The 22,452-nt window shown below is 43.0% G+C and carries 20 protein-coding genes; 6 read left to right on the top strand and 14 right to left on the bottom strand.

Annotated features, from left to right (window positions below):
- Positions 1-23: 23 nt before the first annotated feature.
- The 8 genes from sucD to sdhC all read right to left on the bottom strand — a co-directional run bounded on the left by sucD (position 24) and on the right by sdhC (position 9,659).
- Positions 24-896 carry a succinate--CoA ligase subunit alpha gene (gene sucD, locus L4C39_RS08020; RefSeq protein WP_017051342.1) on the bottom strand — a complete coding sequence of 291 codons (873 nt, stop codon included), beginning with the start codon at positions 894-896 and terminating at the stop codon, positions 24-26.
- On the bottom strand, positions 896-2,062 hold the full coding sequence (gene sucC / locus L4C39_RS08015) for an ADP-forming succinate--CoA ligase subunit beta (RefSeq protein WP_113795843.1): 1,167 nt from the start codon (positions 2,060-2,062) through the stop codon (positions 896-898). The genes sucD and sucC overlap by 1 nt, the downstream gene beginning before the upstream one ends.
- Before the next feature lie 229 nt (positions 2,063-2,291).
- A complete protein-coding gene (gene odhB / locus L4C39_RS08010) occupies positions 2,292-3,497 on the bottom strand; it encodes a 2-oxoglutarate dehydrogenase complex dihydrolipoyllysine-residue succinyltransferase (protein WP_017051344.1) in 1,206 nt (401 codons plus the stop codon).
- A gap of 28 nt (positions 3,498-3,525) precedes the next feature.
- A complete protein-coding gene (gene sucA / locus L4C39_RS08005; RefSeq protein WP_113795842.1) occupies positions 3,526-6,339 on the bottom strand; it encodes a 2-oxoglutarate dehydrogenase E1 component in 2,814 nt (937 codons plus the stop codon).
- 90 nt (positions 6,340-6,429) lie between these two features.
- The gene (locus tag L4C39_RS08000) at positions 6,430-7,143 is read right to left on the bottom strand and encodes a succinate dehydrogenase iron-sulfur subunit (RefSeq protein WP_017051346.1); all 714 of its coding nucleotides are present in this window, start codon (positions 7,141-7,143) and stop codon (positions 6,430-6,432) included.
- A gap of 15 nt (positions 7,144-7,158) precedes the next feature.
- Positions 7,159-8,925: a succinate dehydrogenase flavoprotein subunit gene (gene sdhA / locus L4C39_RS07995; RefSeq protein ID WP_017051347.1), complete on the bottom strand. Its 1,767-nt coding sequence runs from the start codon at positions 8,923-8,925 to the stop codon at positions 7,159-7,161.
- A complete protein-coding gene (gene sdhD, locus L4C39_RS07990) occupies positions 8,926-9,273 on the bottom strand; it encodes a succinate dehydrogenase, hydrophobic membrane anchor protein (RefSeq protein ID WP_017051348.1) in 348 nt (115 codons plus the stop codon).
- Positions 9,267-9,659, bottom strand: a complete 393-nt coding sequence (gene sdhC / locus L4C39_RS07985; protein WP_017051349.1) for a succinate dehydrogenase cytochrome b556 subunit — start codon at positions 9,657-9,659, stop codon at positions 9,267-9,269. The genes sdhD and sdhC overlap by 7 nt, the downstream gene beginning before the upstream one ends.
- Before the next feature lie 394 nt (positions 9,660-10,053).
- On the opposite strand from sdhC, the gene L4C39_RS07980 reads away from it, so the two are divergent.
- The gene (locus L4C39_RS07980) at positions 10,054-11,343 is read left to right on the top strand and encodes a citrate synthase (protein WP_017051350.1); all 1,290 of its coding nucleotides are present in this window, start codon (positions 10,054-10,056) and stop codon (positions 11,341-11,343) included.
- Between the two features lie 102 nt (positions 11,344-11,445).
- Here the strand turns inward: L4C39_RS07980 and L4C39_RS07975 are convergent, their stop codons facing one another.
- Positions 11,446-12,204 (bottom strand): Nif3-like dinuclear metal center hexameric protein, encoded by a 759-nt coding sequence (locus L4C39_RS07975; RefSeq protein ID WP_429745295.1) that lies wholly within the window; start codon positions 12,202-12,204, stop codon positions 11,446-11,448.
- Between the two features lie 99 nt (positions 12,205-12,303).
- On the opposite strand from L4C39_RS07975, the gene L4C39_RS07970 reads away from it, so the two are divergent.
- A complete protein-coding gene (locus L4C39_RS07970; RefSeq protein ID WP_017053252.1) occupies positions 12,304-13,059 on the top strand; it encodes a DUF1853 family protein in 756 nt (251 codons plus the stop codon).
- A 172-nt stretch (positions 13,060-13,231) separates the two neighbouring features.
- Here L4C39_RS07970 and pgm read toward each other — a convergent pair whose 3' ends face one another.
- Together pgm and seqA are read right to left on the bottom strand one after the other, a co-directional pair.
- A complete protein-coding gene (pgm, locus tag L4C39_RS07965; protein WP_261889047.1) occupies positions 13,232-14,878 on the bottom strand; it encodes a phosphoglucomutase (alpha-D-glucose-1,6-bisphosphate-dependent) in 1,647 nt (548 codons plus the stop codon).
- 93 nt (positions 14,879-14,971) lie between these two features.
- On the bottom strand, positions 14,972-15,508 hold the full coding sequence (gene seqA / locus L4C39_RS07960) for a replication initiation negative regulator SeqA (RefSeq protein WP_017053254.1): 537 nt from the start codon (positions 15,506-15,508) through the stop codon (positions 14,972-14,974).
- Positions 15,509-15,600: 92 nt separating this feature from the next.
- On the opposite strand from seqA, the gene L4C39_RS07955 reads away from it, so the two are divergent.
- The 3 genes from L4C39_RS07955 (at position 15,601) to fldA (ending at position 17,286) form a co-directional block, all read left to right on the top strand.
- Positions 15,601-16,362 (top strand): alpha/beta fold hydrolase, encoded by a 762-nt coding sequence (locus tag L4C39_RS07955; protein WP_171756154.1) that lies wholly within the window; start codon positions 15,601-15,603, stop codon positions 16,360-16,362.
- 116 nt (positions 16,363-16,478) lie between these two features.
- On the top strand, positions 16,479-16,700 hold the full coding sequence (locus L4C39_RS07950) for a DUF2788 domain-containing protein (RefSeq protein WP_017053256.1): 222 nt from the start codon (positions 16,479-16,481) through the stop codon (positions 16,698-16,700).
- A 52-nt stretch (positions 16,701-16,752) separates the two neighbouring features.
- Positions 16,753-17,286 carry a flavodoxin FldA gene (gene fldA, locus L4C39_RS07945; RefSeq protein ID WP_029203441.1) on the top strand — a complete coding sequence of 178 codons (534 nt, stop codon included), beginning with the start codon at positions 16,753-16,755 and terminating at the stop codon, positions 17,284-17,286.
- A 49-nt stretch (positions 17,287-17,335) separates the two neighbouring features.
- Here fldA and L4C39_RS07940 read toward each other — a convergent pair whose 3' ends face one another.
- Positions 17,336-17,833: a DUF4442 domain-containing protein gene (locus tag L4C39_RS07940; protein WP_429745291.1), complete on the bottom strand. Its 498-nt coding sequence runs from the start codon at positions 17,831-17,833 to the stop codon at positions 17,336-17,338.
- A gap of 194 nt (positions 17,834-18,027) precedes the next feature.
- Between L4C39_RS07940 and fcrX the strand changes: the two genes are divergently transcribed.
- Positions 18,028-18,474, top strand: coding sequence for a ferric iron uptake transcriptional regulator FcrX (gene fcrX, locus L4C39_RS07935; protein WP_017053259.1), 447 nt, complete (start codon positions 18,028-18,030; stop codon positions 18,472-18,474).
- A 162-nt stretch (positions 18,475-18,636) separates the two neighbouring features.
- On the opposite strand, the gene glnS is transcribed toward fcrX, so the two are convergent.
- Together glnS and nagE are read right to left on the bottom strand one after the other, a co-directional pair.
- A complete protein-coding gene (gene glnS / locus L4C39_RS07930) occupies positions 18,637-20,304 on the bottom strand; it encodes a glutamine--tRNA ligase (protein ID WP_429745289.1) in 1,668 nt (555 codons plus the stop codon).
- A 199-nt stretch (positions 20,305-20,503) separates the two neighbouring features.
- Complete coding sequence (nagE, locus tag L4C39_RS07925; RefSeq protein WP_017053261.1) at positions 20,504-22,060, bottom strand: N-acetylglucosamine-specific PTS transporter subunit IIBC; 1,557 nt, start codon at positions 22,058-22,060, stop codon at positions 20,504-20,506.
- Between the last annotated feature and the right edge of the window lie 392 nt (positions 22,061-22,452).

The following is a 22,452-nucleotide window of genomic DNA, read 5'->3' as shown; positions in this document are numbered from 1 at the left end:
TCACAACGAATGAGTAGTCGGGTTTACCAACCAGTAATTTCACGCAGTGCTTTACCGATATCTGCAAGGCTTTTCACTGTTTTCACGCCCGCTTCTTCTAGTGCTGCAAATTTATCTTCAGCCGTACCTTTACCACCAGAGATAATCGCACCAGCATGACCCATACGCTTACCAGGAGGCGCGGTAACACCTGCAATGTATGAGACAACAGGTTTAGTGACGTTCGCTTTGATATAAGCAGCGGCTTCTTCTTCCGCTGTACCACCGATTTCGCCGATCATCACAATCGCTTCAGTTTCAGGGTCTTCTTGGAAAAGCTTAAGAATATCGATGAAGTTAGAGCCAGGGATAGGATCACCACCAATACCAACACATGTTGATTGGCCAAAGCCTTCATCAGTCGTTTGCTTAACCGCTTCGTAAGTTAATGTACCTGAACGAGATACGATGCCGACTTTACCTTTCTTATGAATGTGACCAGGCATAATGCCAATCTTACACTCATCAGGAGTTATGACGCCTGGGCAGTTAGGGCCGATCATCACCACACCAGCTTCATCTAAACGTACTTTAACGTCCAGCAAGTCAAGCGTAGGAATGCCTTCAGTGATCGTTACAATCAGCTTAATGCCTGCGTCGATCGCTTCAAGAATCGCATCTTTACAGAAAGGAGCCGGTACGTAGATAACTGAAGCCGTAGCGCCCGTTTCTTCAACCGCTTGGCGAACCGTATTAAACACAGGCAAACCTAAGTGAGTTTGACCACCTTTACCAGGCGACACACCACCAACCATTTGCGTACCGTATGCGATAGCTTGCTCAGAGTGGAATGTACCTTGACCGCCAGTAAAGCCTTGGCAGATAACTTTTGTATCTTTATTAATTAATACAGACATTATTTGCCCTCCGCTGCAGCAACGACTTTTTCAGCTGCTTCTGTTAGAGACGTTGCAGCGATGATATTTAGACCACTTTCCGCAAGTTTTTGAGAACCTAAAGGTGCATTGTTACCTTCAAGACGAACAACAACTGGCACTTTCACACCAACCTCTTCTACTGCACCGATGATGCCATCAGCGATGAGATCACAACGAACAATACCACCGAAGATATTAACAAGAACGGCTTTAACATTGGTGTCAGATAGGATTATCTTGAATGCTTCTGTTACACGTTCTTTGGTTGCGCCGCCACCTACATCTAGGAAGTTAGCAGGTTGGCCACCATGTAGGTTTACAATATCCATCGTACCCATAGCAAGGCCTGCGCCGTTAACCATACAACCAATGCTACCGTCTAGTGCAACATAGTTAAGTTCCCATTGTGCTGCATGTGCTTCGCGCTCATCTTCTTGAGATGGATCGTGCATTTCACGCAGTTTAGGTTGACGGTACATCGCATTTGAATCGATATTGATTTTACCATCAAGACATAGAAGATTACCTTCTGCCGTCACAACCAATGGGTTAATTTCAAGTAGAGCTAAGTCATACTGAGCAAACATATTGCCAAGACCCATAAAGATCTTAACGAATTGTTTGATTTGATCGCCAACTAGGCCAAGTTTAAATGCCAGTTCACGACCTTGATAAGCTTGAGGGCCGACAAGAGGATCAATTGCTGCTTGGTGAATCAACTCTGGAGTCTCTTCAGCAATCTTCTCAATGTCCACACCACCTTCAGTTGATGCCATGAATACGATACGACGAGTCGCACGATCTACCACTGCGCCAAGGTAAAGTTCATTGGCAATATTTGATGCTTCTTCAACCAGAATTTTAGTCACCGGTTGTCCATTTGCATCAGTTTGGAAAGTCACTAGGTTTTTACCAAGCCACTTTTGTGCAAACTCTTTCACGCCATCTTTAGTGTCATGCAGTTCTACGCCGCCCGCTTTACCACGACCACCTGCGTGAACTTGACATTTTACGACTTTCTTTTCAGTGCTAATTCGGCCAGCCGCTTCGAAAGCTTCTTGAGGTGTATCACACGCAAAACCTTCTGGTACTGGTAAACCGAATTCTGCAAACAGCTGTTTGGCTTGATATTCATGCAAATTCATTGTGTTATTCCATTTGTTTATCCCTTAAGGGATTTATTATTTCCATTAGACAATCAGCATAATACTGAGTCAGGCGTCTGTAGGGTTACTCTTGAGCGAGTGCCAAGTAATGTCGACTCATTACCCGACTTTTAAAAGGCTAGGTGTTGAGCTGCCTAGCCTGAATTCATTGGGAGCTTAATCATTAAGCCCCCTCTTTTACGTTTGGTTATACTAAACGCTTGTTGTACTAAACGTTGAGTAGTAAGCGAGCAGGATCTTCTAGCAACTCTTTAATTGTTACTAGGAAGCCAACCGACTCACGACCATCAATTAAACGGTGATCGTATGACAATGCCAAATACATCATTGGTAAGATTTCAACTTTACCATCTACCGCCATTGGGCGTTCTTGGATTTTATGCATACCAAGAATGGCTGCTTGTGGTGGGTTGATGATTGGCGTTGACATTAATGAACCGAACACACCACCATTGGTGATAGTGAAGTTTCCGCCCATAATTTCGTCAACGGTCAGTTTGCCGTCTCGACCTTTAATCGCAAGCTCTTTAATGCCTTTTTCAATATCAGCAAAATCGAGTGTATCGCAGTCTTTTAGAACTGGAGTCACAAGACCGCGCGGCGTTGATACCGCCATACTGATGTCGAAGTAGTTGTGATAAACAATGTCATCACCATCAATAGACGCATTCACTTCAGGGTAACGCTTCAATGCTTCAGTTACTGCTTTCACGTAGAAAGACATGAAACCTAGGCGAGTACCATGACGCTCTTCGAATTGGTCTTTGTACTGTTTACGAAGATCCATAATCGGCTTCATGTTCACTTCGTTAAACGTCGTCAACATTGCCGTGCTGTTTTTCGCTTCAAGCAGACGGTTAGCGACGGTTTTACGTAAGCGAGTCATCGGTACACGTTTTTGAGTACGTGCCGCCGCTGGCGCTTCAACTTCAGGTGCAGCAACAACTGGTGCCGATTTTGCTGCGGCTAAGTGCGCATCAATATCTTCGCGAGTGATACGGCCACCAACACCAGTGCCTTTCACTTGACTTGCTTCCAAGCCATGTTCACCAAGTAAACGGCGAACGGCTGGGCTTAGAGCGTCATTAGATTCTTCCGTTAATGTCGCTTTATGGCGCTTATCCGGAGAGGATTCAGTATCTTCAGCAGTGTCCGTTGTCGGTTCACCCGCAACAGCTCCTGGCTTGATTCGAGCGATAAGCTGCTTCGAAAGAACCGTTGCACCTTCTTCTTCGATAATTGCTTCCAGAACACCCGCTTCAGGAGCTGGTACTTCTAGTACAACTTTATCAGTTTCAATATCAACAATAACTTCGTCACGAGCAACCGCTTCACCTGGTTTCTTGTGCCAAGTTGCTACTGTCGCATCTGCAACTGATTCAGGTAAATCTGGAACCAGAATTTCAATTGTCATATCTGTTTCGTCCTTATTCTTCTAGTTCTTAAGCTAGGGTCAAAGCGTCGTCAACTAACGCTTTCTGCTGTTTCAAGTGTACTGACATATAACCAACCGCTGGAGATGCAGAAGCTGCACGTCCCGCGTATTTAAGATCAGCGCCTGCAGGAATTGCGGCTCTGAAGTTATGCTGGCTAGAGTACCAAGCGCCTTGGTTTTGCGGCTCTTCTTGGCACCATACGAAATCCACTACATTGGTATATTGTGCAATTGCCGCTTCCACTTCCTCTTTAGGGAATGGGTAAATCTGCTCGATTCGGACAATCGCTACGTCTTCTTGCTCGTTTTTACGGCGCTGCTCTAACAAGTCGTAATAAACTTTACCAGAACAGAACACAACACGTTTCACACCTGACGCATCTAAATCATCCACTTCTGCAATGGCAGGTTGGAATGTGCCTTCAGCTAGGTCTTCTAAAGAAGAAGTACATAACGGATGGCGCAACAATGATTTAGGAGACATCACGATAAGTGGACGACGCATAGGACGCACAACTTGACGGCGCAACATGTGATAAACCTGAGCAGGTGTTGACGGAACAACCACTTGCATATTCTGTTCAGCACACAGCTGTAAGTAACGCTCTAAACGTGCTGACGAGTGCTCGGGACCTTGACCTTCATAACCATGAGGAAGCAACATCGTTAAGCCACATAGTCGTGCCCACTTCTGCTCACCTGATGAAATAAATTGGTCAATAACCACTTGAGCACCATTGGCGAAATCACCAAATTGAGCTTCCCAAAGGGTTAGTCCACCCGGTTCAGCGGTCGCGTAACCGTATTCAAATGCTAATACCGCTTCTTCAGAAAGAACCGAATCAAACACTTGGAAAGGACCTTGGCTATCGTGGATATTCGCAAGAGGAACGTAAGTACTCGCATCATCTTGGTTATGCAAAACAGAGTGTCGATGGAAGAAAGTACCACGACCAGAATCTTGGCCTGAGATACGAATACGCTTACCATCATCAACTAATGTTGCATATGCTAATGTTTCTGCCATACCCCAATCGAGTTGTTTTTCACCCAACATCATTGCGGTACGATCGTTATAAAGCTTATTAACACGGCTTTGCAGTTTATGGCTTTCTGGGTATTGGCATAATCGATTACCAAGCTCTTTTAAGCGCTCAATATCAATTTTGTGATCCCATTCCATATTCCACTCATGGCCTAAATATGGAGACCAATCCACAGAGTGTAATGTCATAGGACGCCACTCTTTAACCACCACTTCACCATGATCAAGCGCATCACGGTATTCGTTAACTAACTGCGTTGCCGTTTCAATATCAAATTCACCGCGATCAATCAGCACATCAGCATAAAGCTTACGTGGTGTTGGGTGTTTTTTGATTTTTTGATACATCAGTGGCTGAGTTGCATTCGGCTCATCGGCTTCGTTATGGCCATGACGGCGATAACAAACCAAATCAATCACGACATCACGCTTAAATGTATTACGGTAATCAAGCGCTAATCGTGCAATAAATGCTACCGCTTCTGGGTCATCGGCATTCACGTGGAAAATTGGGGCCTGAACCATCTTCGCGATATCAGTACAATACATAGTAGAGCGTGTGTCACGAGGGTTAGATGTAGTGAAACCAACTTGGTTATTCACCACGATGCGAACCGTACCACCCACACAGAAACCACGCGCTTGAGACATATTAAACGTCTCTTGTACTACACCTTGACCAGCAATCGCAGAGTCACCATGAATTGTAATTGGTAGAACACGGCTACCATCACAATCGCCTAAACGATCTTGACGAGCACGAACGGAACCAATAACTACAGGGTTTACGATTTCTAAGTGAGAAGGGTTAAACGCAAGAACTAGATGGACATCACCGCCAGGAGCAGCAAAGTCAGCAGAGAAACCTTGGTGATATTTAACATCGCCGGTTCCCCATGTGTCATCGTGCTTTTTACCCGCGAATTCATCAAACAGATCTTGTGGCTTTTTACCCAGTACGTTAACCAGCATGTTTAAACGACCACGGTGGGCCATTCCAACAACCACTTCACGCATACCTTGACCACCAGCATGACGAATGATCTCTTTCGTCATTGGAATCAACGCGTCACCACCTTCTAAAGAGAATCGTTTTGCACCGGGGAATTTAGCGCCAAGATAGCGTTCTAGACCTTCAGCTGCTGTCAGCTCATCTAGAAATGCTCTCTTCTCTTCTTTATTAAATGATGGTTGACCAGAAACAGACTCTAAACGTTGTTGGATCCAACGTTTCTGTTCTGTATTAGTCATATGCATGTATTCTGCACCGATTGAACCACAATACGTTTGCTTCAACGCTTTATGCAGATCTTTCAATACCATGGTCTCTTGACCAATAGCGAAAGAACCTACGTTGAATGTTTCATTGAGGTCTTCATCAGTGAGTGTATGAAATGATGGATCCAGTTCAGCGACTGCATCTCTTTTCCATAACCCAAGCGGGTCTAGGTTTGCAGCTTGATGCCCACGGAAACGGTAAGCATTGATAAGTTGCAGTACTTTTACTTGTTTTGCATCGACATCGGGATCACTAACTTGGACATTGTAATGCTTTGTTTCTTGCGCGAGTCGACGGAAGTAATCACGGACACGTGAATGCGGTTGTTCAACCACTTCTGATGCTTGCGTAGGCAACTCATCAAATACACGTTTCCACTCCTCACTTACCAGATCAGGATCGCTAAGATACAGTTCGTAGAGTTCTTCTACATAAGTTGCATTGGCGCCAGCCAAGTGTGAAGACTCGAGCCATGCCTTCATCACGCCGTTCTGCATATTTTCCCTTAACCAGTAGTTTCACATTCGCTGCGGTCTATGCCGAGCTATAAACGCTGGCTCAACATGAGCCAGCAATTTTATTGTTTATTAAACCGAACGATTTACCAACATTGACTTGATATGGCCAATTGCTTTCGTCGGATTAAGTCCCTTAGGACAAACACTTACACAGTTCATGATGCCATGGCAACGAAAAACACTAAATGCGTCGTCAAGATTAGATAAACGTTCATCTGTAGCGGTATCACGGCTATCAATTAGCCAACGATACGCCGCAAGAAGACCCGCTGGTCCGATGAATTTATCAGGGTTCCACCAAAACGACGGGCATGAAGTGGTACAACATGCACACATGATACATTCATACAGACCATCTAAATGAGCACGTTCATCTGGACTTTGTAGGTTTTCGCGCGCTGGTGGTACGTTACCATCAGACACCAAGAATGGTTTCACTTTTTCATAGTTGTCATAGAATTGAGTCATATCGACAATCAAGTCACGAACCACTGGAAGACCCGGTAAAGGTCTAATCACGATAGTATCTTGTGTCATCAATGCAGACAACGATGTGATACACGCTAAGCCATTCTTACCGTTCATATTCAAACCATCTGAACCACACACACCTTCACGGCATGAACGACGGAATGAAATACTCGCATCTTGCTCTTTCAGTAAAATAAGCGCATCCAACAACATCATGTCAGAGCCTTCTTCTACTTCTAAAGTATAATCCTTCATGTACGGCTTTTGATCGACGTCCGGATTATATCGGTACAAAGAGAATTTCAATTTCATAATAGTGTCCTCTCCTTAGTACGTACGAGCTTTCGGTGGGAATGCTTCACGGTGAACCGGTTCCATATTCACATTACGCTTAGACATAGACTCTGTCTCAGGGTTGTAAACGGAGTGGCATAGCCAATTTGCATCGTCACGCTCAGGGAAGTCAAAGCGAGCATGAGCGCCACGACTTTCAGTTCGGTAGTTCGCAGCAACGGCAGTTGCAAATGCGGTTTCCATTAAGTTTTCTAACTCTAAACATTCGATACGTTGAGTGTTGAATTCTGTCGACTTATCAGAAAGGTGGGCATTTTTCAGACGTTCACGGATAACTTTAAGCTCTTCCAAGCCTTTCGCCATTGCATCGCCTTCACGGAATACCGAAAAATTATTCTGCATACACTGTTGTAGGTCTTTACGAATTTGAGCTGGGTCTTCGCCATCGGTACTATTTTCCCAACGGTTATAACGCTCAAGAGATTTCTCAATATCCGCTTCAGTCGCAGGTTTAGCTTCCGCTTGTTTATCGAGTGTTTCACCCAAATGAAGACCAGTCGCACGTCCAAATACAACCAAATCAAGCAGTGAGTTGCCACCTAAGCGGTTCGCGCCATGCACCGATACTGATGCAATTTCACCACATGCGAATAAGCCTTGGATTTCGACATCCGCACCCGATTCGTCTTGCTTAATTGCCTGACCAGAAACTTGAGTCGGAACGCCGCCCATCATGTAGTGACACGTTGGGATAACTGGAATCGGCTCTTTCACTGGATCAACGTGAGCAAACGTACGAGAGAGCTCACAAACACCAGGAAGACGCGACTCAAGCGTATCTTTGCCTAAGTGATCCAGTTTCAGCTTAATGTGTGGACCCCAAGGACCATCACAACCGCGTCCTTCACGGATCTCGATCATCATTGAACGAGCAACCACATCACGACCCGCTAAGTCTTTCGCATTCGGAGCATAACGCTCCATGAAACGTTCGCCATCTTTATTCAGAAGGTAACCACCTTCACCACGACAGCCTTCCGTAACAAGAACGCCTGCGCCAGCAATACCCGTTGGGTGGAACTGCCACATTTCGATGTCTTGCATTGGTACGCCTGCACGAATCGCCATACCAACACCATCGCCCGTATTGATATGGGCGTTAGTTGTTGAAGCGTAAATACGGCCAGCACCACCAGTCGCTAGGATCGTTGCTTTAGATTTAAAGTAACAAACTTCGCCAGTTTCCATGCATAACGCCGTTGTTCCAAGAATGGCACCATCTTCATTTTTAACAAGATCAAGTGCATACCACTCAGAAAACACTGTCGTTTTATGCTTAATGTTTTGCTGGTAAAGCGTATGCAGCAATGCGTGACCCGTACGGTCTGCCGCTGCTGCAGTACGAGCGGCTTGCTCGCCACCAAAATTCTTAGATTGGCCACCAAACGGACGTTGGTAAATAGTGCCATTATCAAAGCGAGAGAATGGAAGCCCCATTTTCTCTAGTTCAATAACGGACTCAGGACCATTTTTACACATGTACTCAATCGCATCTTGGTCTCCAATATAATCAGAGCCCTTTACCGTATCGTACATATGTTGTTCCCAGTGATCTTCATGCGCATTACCAAGAGCAACGGTAATACCGCCTTGTGCAGATACAGTATGAGAACGAGTAGGAAAAACTTTTGAAAGCAATGCACAAGATAGGCCTTGCTCTGAAATTTGTAGCGCGGCACGCATGCCAGCACCACCAGCGCCAATTACTACGGCATCAAACTCACGAACAGGAATAGTCACTTACGCACCCCACAAAATAAATAGGCCAGAGAAAAAGTATCCAAGCAATACGGCAACAATACCAAGCTGTAAACCGCCACGCAGTTTTGTGCACTTGATATAATCCGTAAGAACCTGCCATAGACCGATCCATGCATGAATCAGTACAGACAGAAGCGCAAGCATGGTGAAGACTTTAGTAAAAGTACCACCAAAGAATTGCGTCCAAGATACGTAAGAGATATCACCTGAGAAAGCACAGAAGCTCACTAGGTAAATAGTGTAAAGCGTCATAATAATTGCAGATGCACGAATTAATAGGAAATCATGCACGCCATTACGGCCAAACGATGAAACGTTGCTTACCATACTAAAACCCCCGCAAGTAATGACAATACAGCTGTCGCACCAAAGGCTACCTTCGCACTCATTGCGCCAGATTCGAGCTCTTCAAAATGTCCAAGATCCATAAGAAGATGACGAATACCACCAGCAATATGATAAGCCAAAGCAGTTAGGATGCCCCAAAGAATAAATTTCACGAAAAAGCCATCGACAATGTCGCTTGCTTCCATGAAACCAACAGGGGAAGAGAGGGAAATAGATAGCAACCAAAGCAGGATACCAATCGCCACAAACATAATCACACCAGAAACACGGTGCAAGATTGATGCAATTGCAGTAATTGGGAATTGGATGGTCTGTAAATCTAAATTAACAGGTCTTGATTTTCTTTCTTTCACAGGCTTGCTCACTCAGCTCCATTGAGCATTTATAGTTATATACAAATTTTGGTGGCAAACCCACAAAAGTTAACATTTACTTAACATCAATCCGCCTTTAACGCCGAGTTAAATGTAACAAAAATGTTAACAACAAGACTAAAAATCCAACCTCACAATTCATTTCAGCCTTGAATTTATAAGGATTTCACCAAAATTTTCAGCATCACTATACGACTGGCAACATCTTAATACAATTGATGTAACAAATTATGCTACGTAGAACAGATTTTTAACGATTTTAATATGAAAAATCATAACAAGTGCACACAAAAAAATAGAAAAATTGACTTTAGGACCTAAGAGCAGTAAAAAATTGTCACATAAACATCCTGGACGGATTAAATAATAAACAAAGGAGATTGTTATGGCGGATAAGAAAGCTACCCTTCACGTTGAAGGTAAAGCGCCAATTGAATTGCCAATCATGGAGGGTGCATTAGGTACTCCCGTTATTGACGTTCGTACTCTAGGTTCAAATGGTTTCTTTACTTTTGACCCTGGTTTTCTTGCCACTGCGTCTTGTGAATCATCAATCACATTCATCGATGGTGATAAAGGCATTCTTTTACACCGCGGCTACCCGATTGATCAATTAGCCAATAATTCAGACTATCTAGAAGTTTGTTATATTCTACTTTATGGCGAAGCCCCTACTCGTGAACAATATGATGAATTTAAACGTATTGTTACACGTCACACCATGGTTCATGAGCAAATTGCTAGTTTCTTCCACGGCTTCCGTCGTGATGCTCACCCAATGGCAGTAATGTGTGGTGTGGTTGGAGCACTTGCGGCTTTCTATCACGATTCACTTGATATCAACAATGATACACACCGAGAAATAGCGGCATACCGTCTTATTTCTAAAATGCCGACACTGGCAGCAATGTGTTACAAATATTCAATAGGTCAACCGTTTATCTACCCACGCAATGACCTAGGCTATGCGGAAAACTTCTTACACATGATGTTTGCTAATCCATGTGAAGACTATGATGTGAATCCAATTGTCGCTCGTGCGATGGACAAAATTTTCACTCTGCATGCCGACCACGAACAAAATGCCTCAACGTCTACCGTTCGTTTAGCAGGTTCATCTGGTGCTAACCCATTTGCTTGTATCGCGGCAGGTATTGCTTCTCTATGGGGACCAGCTCACGGTGGTGCTAACGAAGCATGTCTACGTATGCTAGAAGAGATTGGTTCAGTTGATAACATCGAAGAGTATGTTGCACGAGCAAAAGACAAAGATGACCCATTCCGCTTAATGGGCTTTGGTCACCGTGTCTACAAAAACTATGATCCACGCGCAACAGTAATGCGCGAAGCTTGTCATGAAGTATTGAAAGAGTTGGATATTAAAGATCCACTACTTGATGTGGCAATGGAACTTGAACGTATTGCTCTATCTGATGAGTACTTTGTTTCGAAGAAACTTTACCCGAATGTCGATTTCTACTCAGGTATCATTCTGAAAGCGATTGGTATCCCAGTATCAATGTTCACTGTAATCTTTGCTCTGTCTCGTACAGTGGGTTGGATAGCACACTGGAATGAAATGCATGCCGACCCAACTAACCGTATTGGTCGTCCTCGCCAGCTTTATACTGGTGAAGAGCAACGTGATTTCAAACCATTGCATGAACGTGAATAGCTTTTCTAAGTTCTAAGTTCTAAGTTCTAACAACGCATAAAGGCTTGATCAATTGATCAAGCCTTTTCATTTTTGTTTGTATGTGTAGCTGCTGAAATGACTTTAAACTGGATTATTGATATCAATAAATGTCACATCAAGATCGTGTTCTGCCGCTAACCACTCACCCAATGCTTTAATACCATAACGCTCCGTTGCATGATGACCAGCAGAGAAGTAATGAATATCTTGTTCACGGGCAGTGTAAGTCGTGCGTTCAGACACTTCACCGGACATAAAAGCATCTAACCCATGCTGTGCAGCCAACTCGATATAATCTTGCCCGCCACCACTACACCAACCAATAGTCTCAATCAGCTTATCTTGATTTTCTGGTGCAATATGAAGAGGGGTACGATCAAGAACTTGGTCCATTTTTTCCGCTAATTCACTGCCTGTCATGGCTTGCTTAAAACGGCCAAACATCGCTACAGACTGCGGGTGACCTTCTAGTCCACCTTCCACATCAATATCAAGTAAACGAGCCAACTCCGCATTGTTACCGAGCTCTGGGTGGATATCTAGCGGCAGGTGATAAGCATAAAGATTAATATCGCTTTTGATGAGGGTGCGAATTCGCTTGCCTTTCATCCCACGAATAGGTTCCGCTTCACCTTTCCAAAAATAGCCGTGATGGACGATCAGCGCATCGGCATTTAACTCGACCGCTTTGTCGATGAGAGCTTGCGAAGCCGTCACGCCCGTAACCACTCGTTTGATCTCTGTTGCACCTTCAACCTGCATTCCATTAGGGCTGTAATCTTTAATAAGCTGAGGTGACAATTTTTCGTTTAAAATCTTTTCCAGCTGAATATTGTTCATTGCTTTGTCCATGTTTCTATTTATCGTAAGATTTTATACTCAAGTTACTCTACTATCCACGCTACAATGTTGAAAGGTCGCTATCTTCTAAGGAAAGAGATGAATTCGTTACAGCGTTTTTACCAATGGATAATCAACACCCCTGCTCTTTTTCAGTTACAAGCACCGTTTGAAGATTTTTCCAAACTATCGATTCCGCCTTTGGCTGACGATAAGCATTATTGCGGAAATCCTCGGCTCGGTTTTCTCTATCAATATCTCTGCACTCACGCTCTACAGCAATCACAACATTACGACCTTTCTTTAGAAGAGGTACAGATCAACGCACCTAGCGGACAAACACTTGGGGCGATCGATTTGATATTGGAAACTCCACACCAAGAGTATGAGCATTGGGAGATCGCGATTAAATTCTACCTTTTGCACCAAGGCACTTGGTTTGGCCCTAATGCCCATGATCAACTGGATAAAAAGCTATCCCGAATGTTGAATCACCAGCTGAAAATGAGCCAATCTGATCCTTTTATCCAGCAATACCCCCAATATGAGAACCGATCTGAACATCTTCTAATGCAAGGTCGGCTTTATGTAAATCCATTTGATCACGAACCGATTCCAGGACATTGCCTTGGTTACACACTCAACACGAGCCAAATATCAGGATTTTGGTGCTACCAGCATCAATGGGATCGTATTGGTCAGCCGCTTTATCACCTACCAAAAGAGTGTTGGGCTGCTGGAATTGATGTGTTTGGTCTGCCGGTTGAACGGCCAGAAGATCGCTTTATTCATGGACAGACTAAAGAGGGAGAATTTTGGTTTGTTGTACCAGACGACTGGCCAAACAATGTGTAAATGGCACGACTATCTTACAAAAAGCCACAATGAATTACTCAATGATGCTCGAGAAGTTAACCGCTTCTGAATAGAAGAACCCAGTGAGTACTGGGTTCCTAGATAGACTAAAGAGTTCGATATTTACTATTAATAGCTCTTAGTTCATACCGCACAGCTTCATCATTTCGCTTTAAAGACCTGCGGCTGCAAAGACCTGATTTACAATCTCTTGAGCTTCGGCTTCAATGGCTTTTAGATGCTCTTCACCTTTAAAGCTTTCGCAGTAAATTTTGTAGATGTCTTCCGTTCCTGATGGTCGCGCCGCGAACCAACCATTTTCAGTCGTCACTTTAAGACCACCAATGGCTGCACCGTTACCCGGAGCGTGAGTCAATCGAGCAGTAATCGCGTCACCCGCCAGTGTTTCTGCAGATACCATCTCAGGAGAGAGTTTCTTAAGTACGTCTTTTTGCGCACCATTAGCCACAGCTTGGATACGGTTGTACTTAGACTCACCATGTTTTGCTGCAAGCTCTTCGTAGTACTGTTGTGGGTTCTTACCCGTTACCGCGGTAATTTCAGCCGCAAGCAGACAAAGAATGATGCCATCTTTATCAGTAGACCAAGGCGTACCATCTTTACGTAAGAAAGAGGCTCCAGCACTCTCTTCACCACCGAAGCCAAACTTACCTTCGTATAAGCCATCAACAAACCATTTGAAGCCAACTGGAACTTCGCAAAGTTCACGGCCTAAATCCGCAACCACGCGGTCAATCAATGCACTTGATACTAGAGTTTTACCAACAGCAACTTCTTTACCCCACCCTTCGCGGTGACGGTATAGGTAATCAATACAAACCGCTAGGAAATGGTTAGGATTCATCAAACCTTTAGAAGTCACAATGCCATGACGGTCGTAATCTGGGTCATTACCAAAAGCAAGATCGTAGTCATCTTTAAGCGCTAACAAACCTGCCATTGCATATGGCGATGAGCAGTCCATACGAACAACGCCATCTTTATCAAGTGACATAAATTGGAATGAAGGATCAATCGCTTCACTTACCAATGTAAGATCTAGGTTGTACGCTTGGCCGATTTGACGCCAGTAATCAATACCAGAACCGCCAAGTGGGTCAACGCCTAGTTTCAAACCTGATTTTTGAATCGCATCCATATCAACAACATTCACTAAATCGTCGATATATGGTTTTACCAAATCTAGCTCAACAAATAGCTCTGATGCTTTTGCATCCGCTAGAGGCATACGTTTAACGCCTTGTAAGCCTTCAGTAATCAAAGCATTTGCGCGATCTTCAATCGCCTGTGTGAGTTCGCCTTCAGCAGGGCCACCGTGAACAGGGTTATATTTGATCCCGCCATCTTGAGGTGGATTATGCGATGGCGTAATAACGATACCGTCCGCTTTATCATCGTGCGTTAAGTTATAAGTTAAAATCGCATGTGATACGCCAGGCGTTGGCGTATAGCCATTATCCGCTTGAGTGATAACTTTCACACCATTGGCAATCAGTACTTCTACAACCGTTGAAAACGCAGGTTCAGACAATGCATGCGTATCTTTACCAACAAATAGAGGGCCCGTTGTGCCTTTCTCTGCACGTACTTCAGCTACGGCTTGGGCAATCGCTAAAATGTGGTTCTCATTGAATGTTGATTTGTCTGCTGTGCCACGGTGGCCAGAGGTACCGAATAACACTTTATGATCAGAGTGACCAGGGATAGGTTGAAGTAAGAAGTAATTTGCAACTAAAGCCGGAATATTATGTAAATCTTCTTGCTGAGCTTTCTGCCCAGCACGAGGGTGCATAGCCATTTATTGACATCCTTTTAATATAAAAACCAAAAAATAAAAAAACCTCATAATATCGACTCTTAGCGTGACATTATGAGGTTTAAATCAGACTTTTTAAATTGAAGCTGATACTTTTTCGATTAAGTCAGCCTGATAATTCATCCTGCTCATCAGCTGTTCTACCATCTGCCTTTTACGGCTAGTGTTATTATTGGTAATAACCCAGAAAGGCGAATTAGGGATTGCCTTTGGCTTGGTCGTATTACCATTTGCCAGTAATGTTGCTTCGTTGTCTGCAAAATAGACTCGTTTACGCCCTTTCACCTGAGTCGCTTCTGAAAAGCTCTCTGGGTTAATCGTGTGCAGAGTCGACAGTACTAACATAAATCGATCAATTGCCTTTTTCAGTGAGGCAAATTCATCTGAAATAAGTAAAGAGCGCATCTCTTTAACGCTGTCGATGTGGTTTACTTTACCCGCATCCTTACTTACAACAATACCCTGTGGCTTATCAGCTACGGGCTGTGGTTTCACAGCTTGCCCATCAACATTCAATAAACGGCGTAAAATATCCGACGCACTTTCACCGATATGTTGGGTTTGGCCAGCAATAAAACGGTATAGATCCTCATCAACCTCAATTGTTTTCATTCGCTTTTCACAATCTCAATGTTTAAACTCTGATGGATTATAGCGAGATCTTTACCGATACTCTACGTTAAACCCATCATGAATAAGATAAAATGTCAGCACTTCTTAACTACAAACTCGAAGGCCAAGGTCAAACGGTCGTTTTGATCCACGGATTATTTGGAAATTTGGACAACTTAGGCCTGCTTTCACGAGACCTTAAGGAAGATCATCAAGTACTTAGCATTGATCTTCGTAATCACGGCCTCTCTTTTCACTCCGATGTTCACAATTACCAGGTAATGGCTGAAGATATTATCTCGCTGCTTGATCACTTAGATCTCGCGTCGGTAATCTTAATCGGACACTCGATGGGGGGGAAAGTCGCAATGAAAGTCACTGATCTCGCGCCACACCTTGTGATGAAACAGATCATTTTGGACATGGCTCCTGTCGCCTATCATCAACGTAAGCACGACAATGTCTTCGCTGGTCTGACTGCCGTATCAGCCGCGAATCTCTCGTCACGATCTGAGGTGATGACAACATTGGCTGAACATATTGAAATCGATGGTGTCAGGCAGTTTTTGTCTAAGTCCATAATAAAAGTCGAAAACACAATGCGTTGGCGCTTTAATGTAGATTCGATCATGAACAACTACTTATCGATTTTAGATTGGGAACCAATAACTAAATCAATGACACCTACCCTATTCGTTAAAGGGGGAGACTCTGACTATTTGACCGCCGATCACCAGGCCGATGTTCAATCACAGTTTTCGAATGCGAAGGCTCATGTCATTGCGAATACAGGGCATTGGTTACATGCTGAAAAACCAGTTGAAGTACTAAGAGCAATCCGCAAATTCTTATAGTTCTGCTGCGATTAATAAATACAAATTAATGAGAAGCAGACGGTGACACCATGATTAACTTTGTGTCACAACAGTGGTATAGTGCGCGCAAGTAAAATTGGCATAAAAGGACACTCATGCTTTACGACTACATGAATCAATTGGAATCTTTTGGATTGGATCTATTGTTTGCTGGTATCTTTTTCTTAATAGGTATGGCGATCAAAGATGTCTTGAAACAAGGTAATGTTCCAGTTTTCGGGCGTCGAATTGTATGGATGGTTCTATTTCTTGGTTGTGCTGGATTTGTTGCTAAAGGGCTCATTCAGCTTAGCTGGGAAGGAACTGGATTAGGCTAATCCTTCACGTAACTTTGTGTTAAAACAGACAAATATTAAAGGTAACGATTCTATGGCAAGTGTAGGTCTCTTCTTTGGTAGCGATACAGGTAATACCGAAGCTATTGCAAAGACGATCCAAAAGCAACTGAGCAAAAAGCTCGTTCACGTTCAAGACATTGCAAAAAGCAGCAAAGAAGATATTGATAACTTTGATCTGCTATTGCTTGGCATTCCAACGTGGTACTACGGTGAAGCACAATGTGATTGGGACGATTTCTTCCCAGAACTAGAAGCGATTGATTTCTCAACTAAGCTTGTTGCTATTTTCGGCTGTGGTGATCAAGAAGATTACGCTGAGTACTTCTGTGACGCGATGGGCACTATCCGCGATATCGTTGAAGCTAAAGGCGGTACTATCATTGGTTACACACCAACTGAAGGCTACGAATTTGAAGCATCAAAAGCACTAGTTGATGGCGATGAAAATAGCTTCGTTGGTCTATGTATTGATGAAGATCGTCAACCAGAACTCACGGATGAGCGTGTTTCTAAATGGGTTCAACAGATCCATGAAGAGATGTGCCTAGCTGAATTAGAAGACTAATCTAACCCAGCAATCCAAAATTTAAGAGCCTCCGCCACTGGAGGCTTTTTTATTGTTCTAATAACTCTTCTTCTCTAAATTGCGGCTTCTTACGCACATAGAGTTTTCTTTGTACTTCCGCGACAACATTCCCTTTCTTATCCTTAATATGGATAATAAATTCAGGAAAACACTTATCCCCATCAACCGTTGAGTGGTAAATATCATCTAATTGATTTTGTGAGATCTCAAAGTCGGCATAAAGGTCTGATTGCCCAGGCTTCATAAAGTTAATGCTTGCCTCTTTATCCCATACATAATATCGCTCGCCTAAAATACCCATTAACATCAAAGAGTAAACAGGATCTGTTAATGAGAAAATGCTGCCTCCATATTGGGTTCTATTGGCATTTTTGTTCCACCAGCGTAACTTTAACTTCATGTTCACGGTTCTAAAATCGCCACTGATTCGCTCAATGTGAATACCCGCTCCCCAAAATGGAGGCCATATATTCAGTGCAAATTTAACCACCCCTGGTTTATATATCTTTGCTAAATTCTTATTCATAACTTCCTGTCCGAACGTTCCCTATGTTATCAAATTGTAACTGGTCAGATGTCCACTATAAGTGACAATTCACAACTTTACAAAAGTAAACTAGTAACCCTTTGAAGTTCGTGGTTTATTGTTATCTCTGAGTAACCTATAATACTTGTAATAATGACTTCTGTTAATTGCTGCAAATCACCACAGGAAAGTATATGTCGGACAATAACCAAGCGCTAAAGGATGCTGGGCTTAAAGTTACCCTTCCAAGGCTCAAAATTTTAGAAGTATTACAGCAACCAGAATGCCAACATATCAGTGCTGAAGAACTCTATAAAAAGCTGATAGACCTAGGTGAAGAAATTGGTCTTGCTACTGTTTATCGCGTTCTTAACCAGTTTGATGATGCAGGAATTGTGACTCGTCATCACTTTGAAGGTGGTAAATCGGTTTTTGAACTTTCAACACAGCACCATCATGACCATCTTGTGTGTCTTGACTGTGGTGAAGTTATCGAATTTTCGGACGATATCATTGAACAACGCCAAAGTGAGATTGCTGAGAAATACAACGTTCGCCTAACAAACCATAGCTTATATCTATACGGCAAATGTGGTGATGGGACATGTAAAGATAACCCAGATGCGCATAAAGCGAAGTAGATTCATATAAACATCTAAATACCAGTAACTTAGCTGGTATTTTTTTACTTACAGCACAAGCGTAATCAATCTTTTAGATTCAATAGGTTGAACAGAAACTAAAAAGCCAGTGACTCACATCACTGGCTTTTTTATTTAACCCGTTATCTCACTATACAGAGATTAACCGTCAATTTTCGCCCACGTATCACGCAAACCAACAGTTCGGTTAAAGACTAGAGCATCTGCAGTTGAATCTTTTGAATCAACACAGAAGTAGCCTGTACGCTCAAACTGAATACCCGATTCAGCTTTAGCCGTTTCAAGACTTGGCTCGACAAAACCTTGCAGTACGACTAATGACTCAGGGTTTAACGTATCTGAGAAGTTTTCCGCTGCTGCTGGGTTAGGTACCGTAAACAAACGATCGTACAAGCGAATTTCAGCAGGTAGGCCTTTGTCAGCCGATACCCAGTGAATAACACCTTTTACTTTACGGCCGTCTGCTGGGTTCTTACCTAGAGTTTCATTATCGTATGAACAGAAAATCGTAGTGATATTACCTGCATCATCTTTCTCGATACGTTCAGCTTTAATCACATAAGCGCCACGTAGACGAACTTCTTTACCAAGCACTAAACGCTTGTATTTCTTGTTCGCTTCTTCGCGGAAGTCATCACGCTCAATCCAAATCTCACGCGTGAATGGTACCTCACGAGAGCCCATTTCAGGCTTGTTTGGATGATTTGAAACGTTCAGAACTTCGACACTATCCGCATTAAAGTCTTCGATAACCACTTTAATAGGATCAAGAACAGCCATGGCGCGAGGTGCGTTTTCATTCAGATCATCACGAATGCAAGATTCTAATGAACCAAATTCAATCATGTTCTCTTGCTTCGTTACACCGATACGTTTACAGAATTCACGAATAGACGCCGATGTAAAGCCACGACGGCGCAAGCCCGAAATCGTAGGCATGCGTGGGTCATCCCAGCCATTGACTAGATTCTCTGTAACCAGTTGGCTCAGTTTACGTTTAGACATCACCGTGTATTCTAAATTTAGGCGACTAAATTCATACTGACGTGGTTGGCAATCAATCGTAATGTTCTCTAATACCCAATCGTACAAACGACGGTTATCTTGGAATTCAAGAGTACAGATAGAGTGAGTGATCCCTTCTAACGCATCAGAAATGCAGTGAGTAAAATCGTACATTGGGTAAATGCACCATTTATCACCGGTTTGATGGTGATGCGCAAAACGTACACGATAAATAACTGGATCACGCATAACCATAAATGGCGATGCCATATCAATTTTTGCGCGTAAGCACACCTTACCTTCTTCAAAGCCACCATCGCGCATTTTTTCAAATAACGCTAAGTTTTCTTCAGGTGAGCGTTCACGGTACGGGCTGTGTTTACCTGGCTCAGTTAGCGTGCCACGATATTCACGGATCTGCTCTGGACTTAGCTCGTCAACATACGCTAAGCCTTTATTAATCAATTCAACTGCATAAGCGTATAACTGATCGAAATAGTTTGATGAATAACAGATATCACCAGCCCACTCGAAGCCTAACCAACTTACGTCATTTTTAATAGACTCAACGTATTCAACGTCTTCTTTTTCAGGGTTAGTATCATCAAAACGCAGATTACACTGCCCCTGGTAGTCCTGAGCAATACCAAAATTTAAACAGATAGATTTCGCGTGACCAATATGCAAGTAGCCGTTTGGTTCTGGCGGAAAACGARTATGAACACTCGAGTGTTTACCATCAGCTAAATCTTTATCAATGATTTGGCGAATAAAATTCGATGGACGAGCCTCAGCTTCACTCATCTATAGCACCTCTATGGTTTAGTATTGTCAGAATATATAGCCGTCAATCATCCACAATTATAAGCTTAGACACAACTACTACCGTGCGTTTAATCTTAAATAAAACTGACATCGAACAATAAGTAAGTGATTCATTCTTTGAAAAACAAAAAATGCCTCCCAAAGGAGGCATTAAAGTCAATTTTTAGCTCTGTGATAACTAAGGCAGTTTCACATCAGATAGGTCTTCACCAGCACCAATCGCTTTCATTTCGCCAGCGACGATTTCAGCTAGTGGGCCAAGAATCACTTGAAGGTTGTTTTCACCTAGTTTAACCACACCTTTCGCACCAAGCTTTTTAAGTACTGCTTCATCAGCGATAGAACGATCTTTTAGTGTAAGACGTAGGCGAGTAATACAAGCATCAATTGATGTTAGGTTTTCGTGACCACCTAAAGCTTTCAAGTATTGACGTGCAATGTCACCTTTAGGAGCATCACCAGAAGGCGCGGCTGCTTCATCATCATCTTCACGACCTGGCGACTTCAAATTGAATGCGCGGATTGCGAAGCTGAAAGTAAAGAAGTATAGAGCACCAAATGCTAGACCAATAAATAGTAGTGTTACTGGTTTAGTTGCAAGACCCCAGTTCAAGACAAAGTCAATCAGACCTGCAGAGAAACCGAAGCCATGTAGTGTTCCGAACATGTTCGCAACCACTAGAGACAGACCAGTAAATACAGCGTGCATTGCGTATAGAGCAGGAGCTAGGAATACGAACATAAACTCTAGAGGTTCTGTAATACCCGTTAGGAATGAACAGAATGCAACAGAGAACAGAGCACCACCAACTTGGCTGCGTTTTTCAGCTGGAGCCGCTAGGTACATTGCAAGAGCAGCACCTGGTAGACCAAACATCATTACAGGGAAGAAACCGTTCATGAATACGCCAGCGCCTTTATCACCACCGAAGTAACGGTGTAGGTCGCCAGATTTCAGAGTTTCAGTCACTTCTTTTACTACTGTAGTAATTTCAGGAGTAACAGAGTTAGCGAATGTGAATGTATGTTCCTGACCAACAACAAGTGTTTTAGCAATCGCAGGGTCAACACAAAGTTGTGTAATACCAGCAAATGCGCCTTGACCTGCAACTACGATCTCTTGACATGTGCCCATACCGAACCAGAAGTAAGAGTTCAATACATGGTGTAAGCCAACAGGAATCAATGCACGGTTAAGAGTACCGTAAACAAATTGACCAACAGCGCCAGACGTTGATACCGCGTGAGCTAAAGCATCAAGACCAGATTGAACGCCAGGCCATACCACACCAGAAACCGCACCCGCAACTAGAGCAAACAAACCTGCCATGATTGGAACAAGACGTTTACCAGAGAAGAATGCTAACCATTCAGGTAGGCGAGTCGCGTGGAAAGCGTTATAAGAGTGACCAGCAATGATACCTGCGAAGATACCACCAAAGAATGACATGTTAACACTGGCATCAATTGTTGTAGCAGTAGCGGTCAACACAAAGTAAGCCACAGCACCAGCAAGACCTGCAGCACCGTTACCATCTTTAGAAAGACCAATAGCAATACCTAAACCGAAAAGTAGAGGTAGCTGGCTAAAGATTGCATTACCAGCAGAAGCCATAAATGCAATATCAAGTAAATCTGGTTGACCTAGTCTTAAAAGAAGCGCCGCAATTGGAAGCGTTGCGATTGGCAGCATTAATGCTTTACCTAGCTTCTGTGCATATCCAAGAATATTCACTGTTAGTTCCCCCTATAGGAATTTAGAATTTGTCAGAGAAACTTTTTTCAGCCCCTCAATTTAGTCCTTTTCAGTTTAGGCTATTAATTTTGCTCCGCAAATTAAAAGCTCTTCATTTGTGATCATAATCACCAGATCTGGTCAAAAATCGAGGTTTTTGCTAGCGAGATCATAAAACTTATTTTACAATTAAAAAAATGAGCAATTAGCGATATTGTTTAAGGATTAGAGATTCATATTCATAAGAAAAATATGACGTAATATTCAAATTATTGAATGCAATCTTTATGACAACGTCCAGATAAAAATAAATTAAATAATTATTTTTCATAAACTTAGCAACAATGCACTTTCAAAATATCATTTTATGAAAGATAATCCGTTATCTAATT

The organism is Vibrio clamense, assembly GCF_050337905.1.
GTDB lineage: Bacteria > Pseudomonadota > Gammaproteobacteria > Enterobacterales > Vibrionaceae > Vibrio > Vibrio cortegadensis.
This window is presented reverse-complemented; position numbering and strand designations above follow the sequence as displayed.

What these genes read in the sequence shown, in the direction of transcription:
- sucD (WP_017051342.1), bottom strand. Translation starts at nt 896, where the DNA reads ATGTCTGTATTAATTAATAAAGATACAAAAGTTATCTGCCAAGGCTTT.
- sucC (WP_113795843.1), bottom strand. Translation starts at nt 2,062, where the DNA reads ATGAATTTGCATGAATATCAAGCCAAACAGCTGTTTGCAGAATTCGGT.
- odhB (WP_017051344.1), bottom strand. Translation starts at nt 3,497, where the DNA reads ATGACAATTGAAATTCTGGTTCCAGATTTACCTGAATCAGTTGCAGAT.
- sucA (WP_113795842.1), bottom strand. Translation starts at nt 6,339, where the DNA reads ATGCAGAACGGCGTGATGAAGGCATGGCTCGAGTCTTCACACTTGGCT.
- L4C39_RS08000 (WP_017051346.1), bottom strand. Translation starts at nt 7,143, where the DNA reads ATGAAATTGAAATTCTCTTTGTACCGATATAATCCGGACGTCGATCAA.
- sdhD (WP_017051348.1), bottom strand. Translation starts at nt 9,273, where the DNA reads ATGGTAAGCAACGTTTCATCGTTTGGCCGTAATGGCGTGCATGATTTC.
- L4C39_RS07980 (WP_017051350.1), top strand. Translation starts at nt 10,054, where the DNA reads ATGGCGGATAAGAAAGCTACCCTTCACGTTGAAGGTAAAGCGCCAATT.
- L4C39_RS07975 (WP_429745295.1), bottom strand. Translation starts at nt 12,204, where the DNA reads ATGAACAATATTCAGCTGGAAAAGATTTTAAACGAAAAATTGTCACCT.
- L4C39_RS07970 (WP_017053252.1), top strand. Translation starts at nt 12,304, where the DNA reads ATGAATTCGTTACAGCGTTTTTACCAATGGATAATCAACACCCCTGCT.
- pgm (WP_261889047.1), bottom strand. Translation starts at nt 14,878, where the DNA reads ATGGCTATGCACCCTCGTGCTGGGCAGAAAGCTCAGCAAGAAGATTTA.
- seqA (WP_017053254.1), bottom strand. Translation starts at nt 15,508, where the DNA reads ATGAAAACAATTGAGGTTGATGAGGATCTATACCGTTTTATTGCTGGC.
- L4C39_RS07955 (WP_171756154.1), top strand. Translation starts at nt 15,601, where the DNA reads ATGTCAGCACTTCTTAACTACAAACTCGAAGGCCAAGGTCAAACGGTC.
- L4C39_RS07950 (WP_017053256.1), top strand. Translation starts at nt 16,479, where the DNA reads ATGCTTTACGACTACATGAATCAATTGGAATCTTTTGGATTGGATCTA.
- fldA (WP_029203441.1), top strand. Translation starts at nt 16,753, where the DNA reads ATGGCAAGTGTAGGTCTCTTCTTTGGTAGCGATACAGGTAATACCGAA.
- L4C39_RS07940 (WP_429745291.1), bottom strand. Translation starts at nt 17,833, where the DNA reads ATGAATAAGAATTTAGCAAAGATATATAAACCAGGGGTGGTTAAATTT.
- fcrX (WP_017053259.1), top strand. Translation starts at nt 18,028, where the DNA reads ATGTCGGACAATAACCAAGCGCTAAAGGATGCTGGGCTTAAAGTTACC.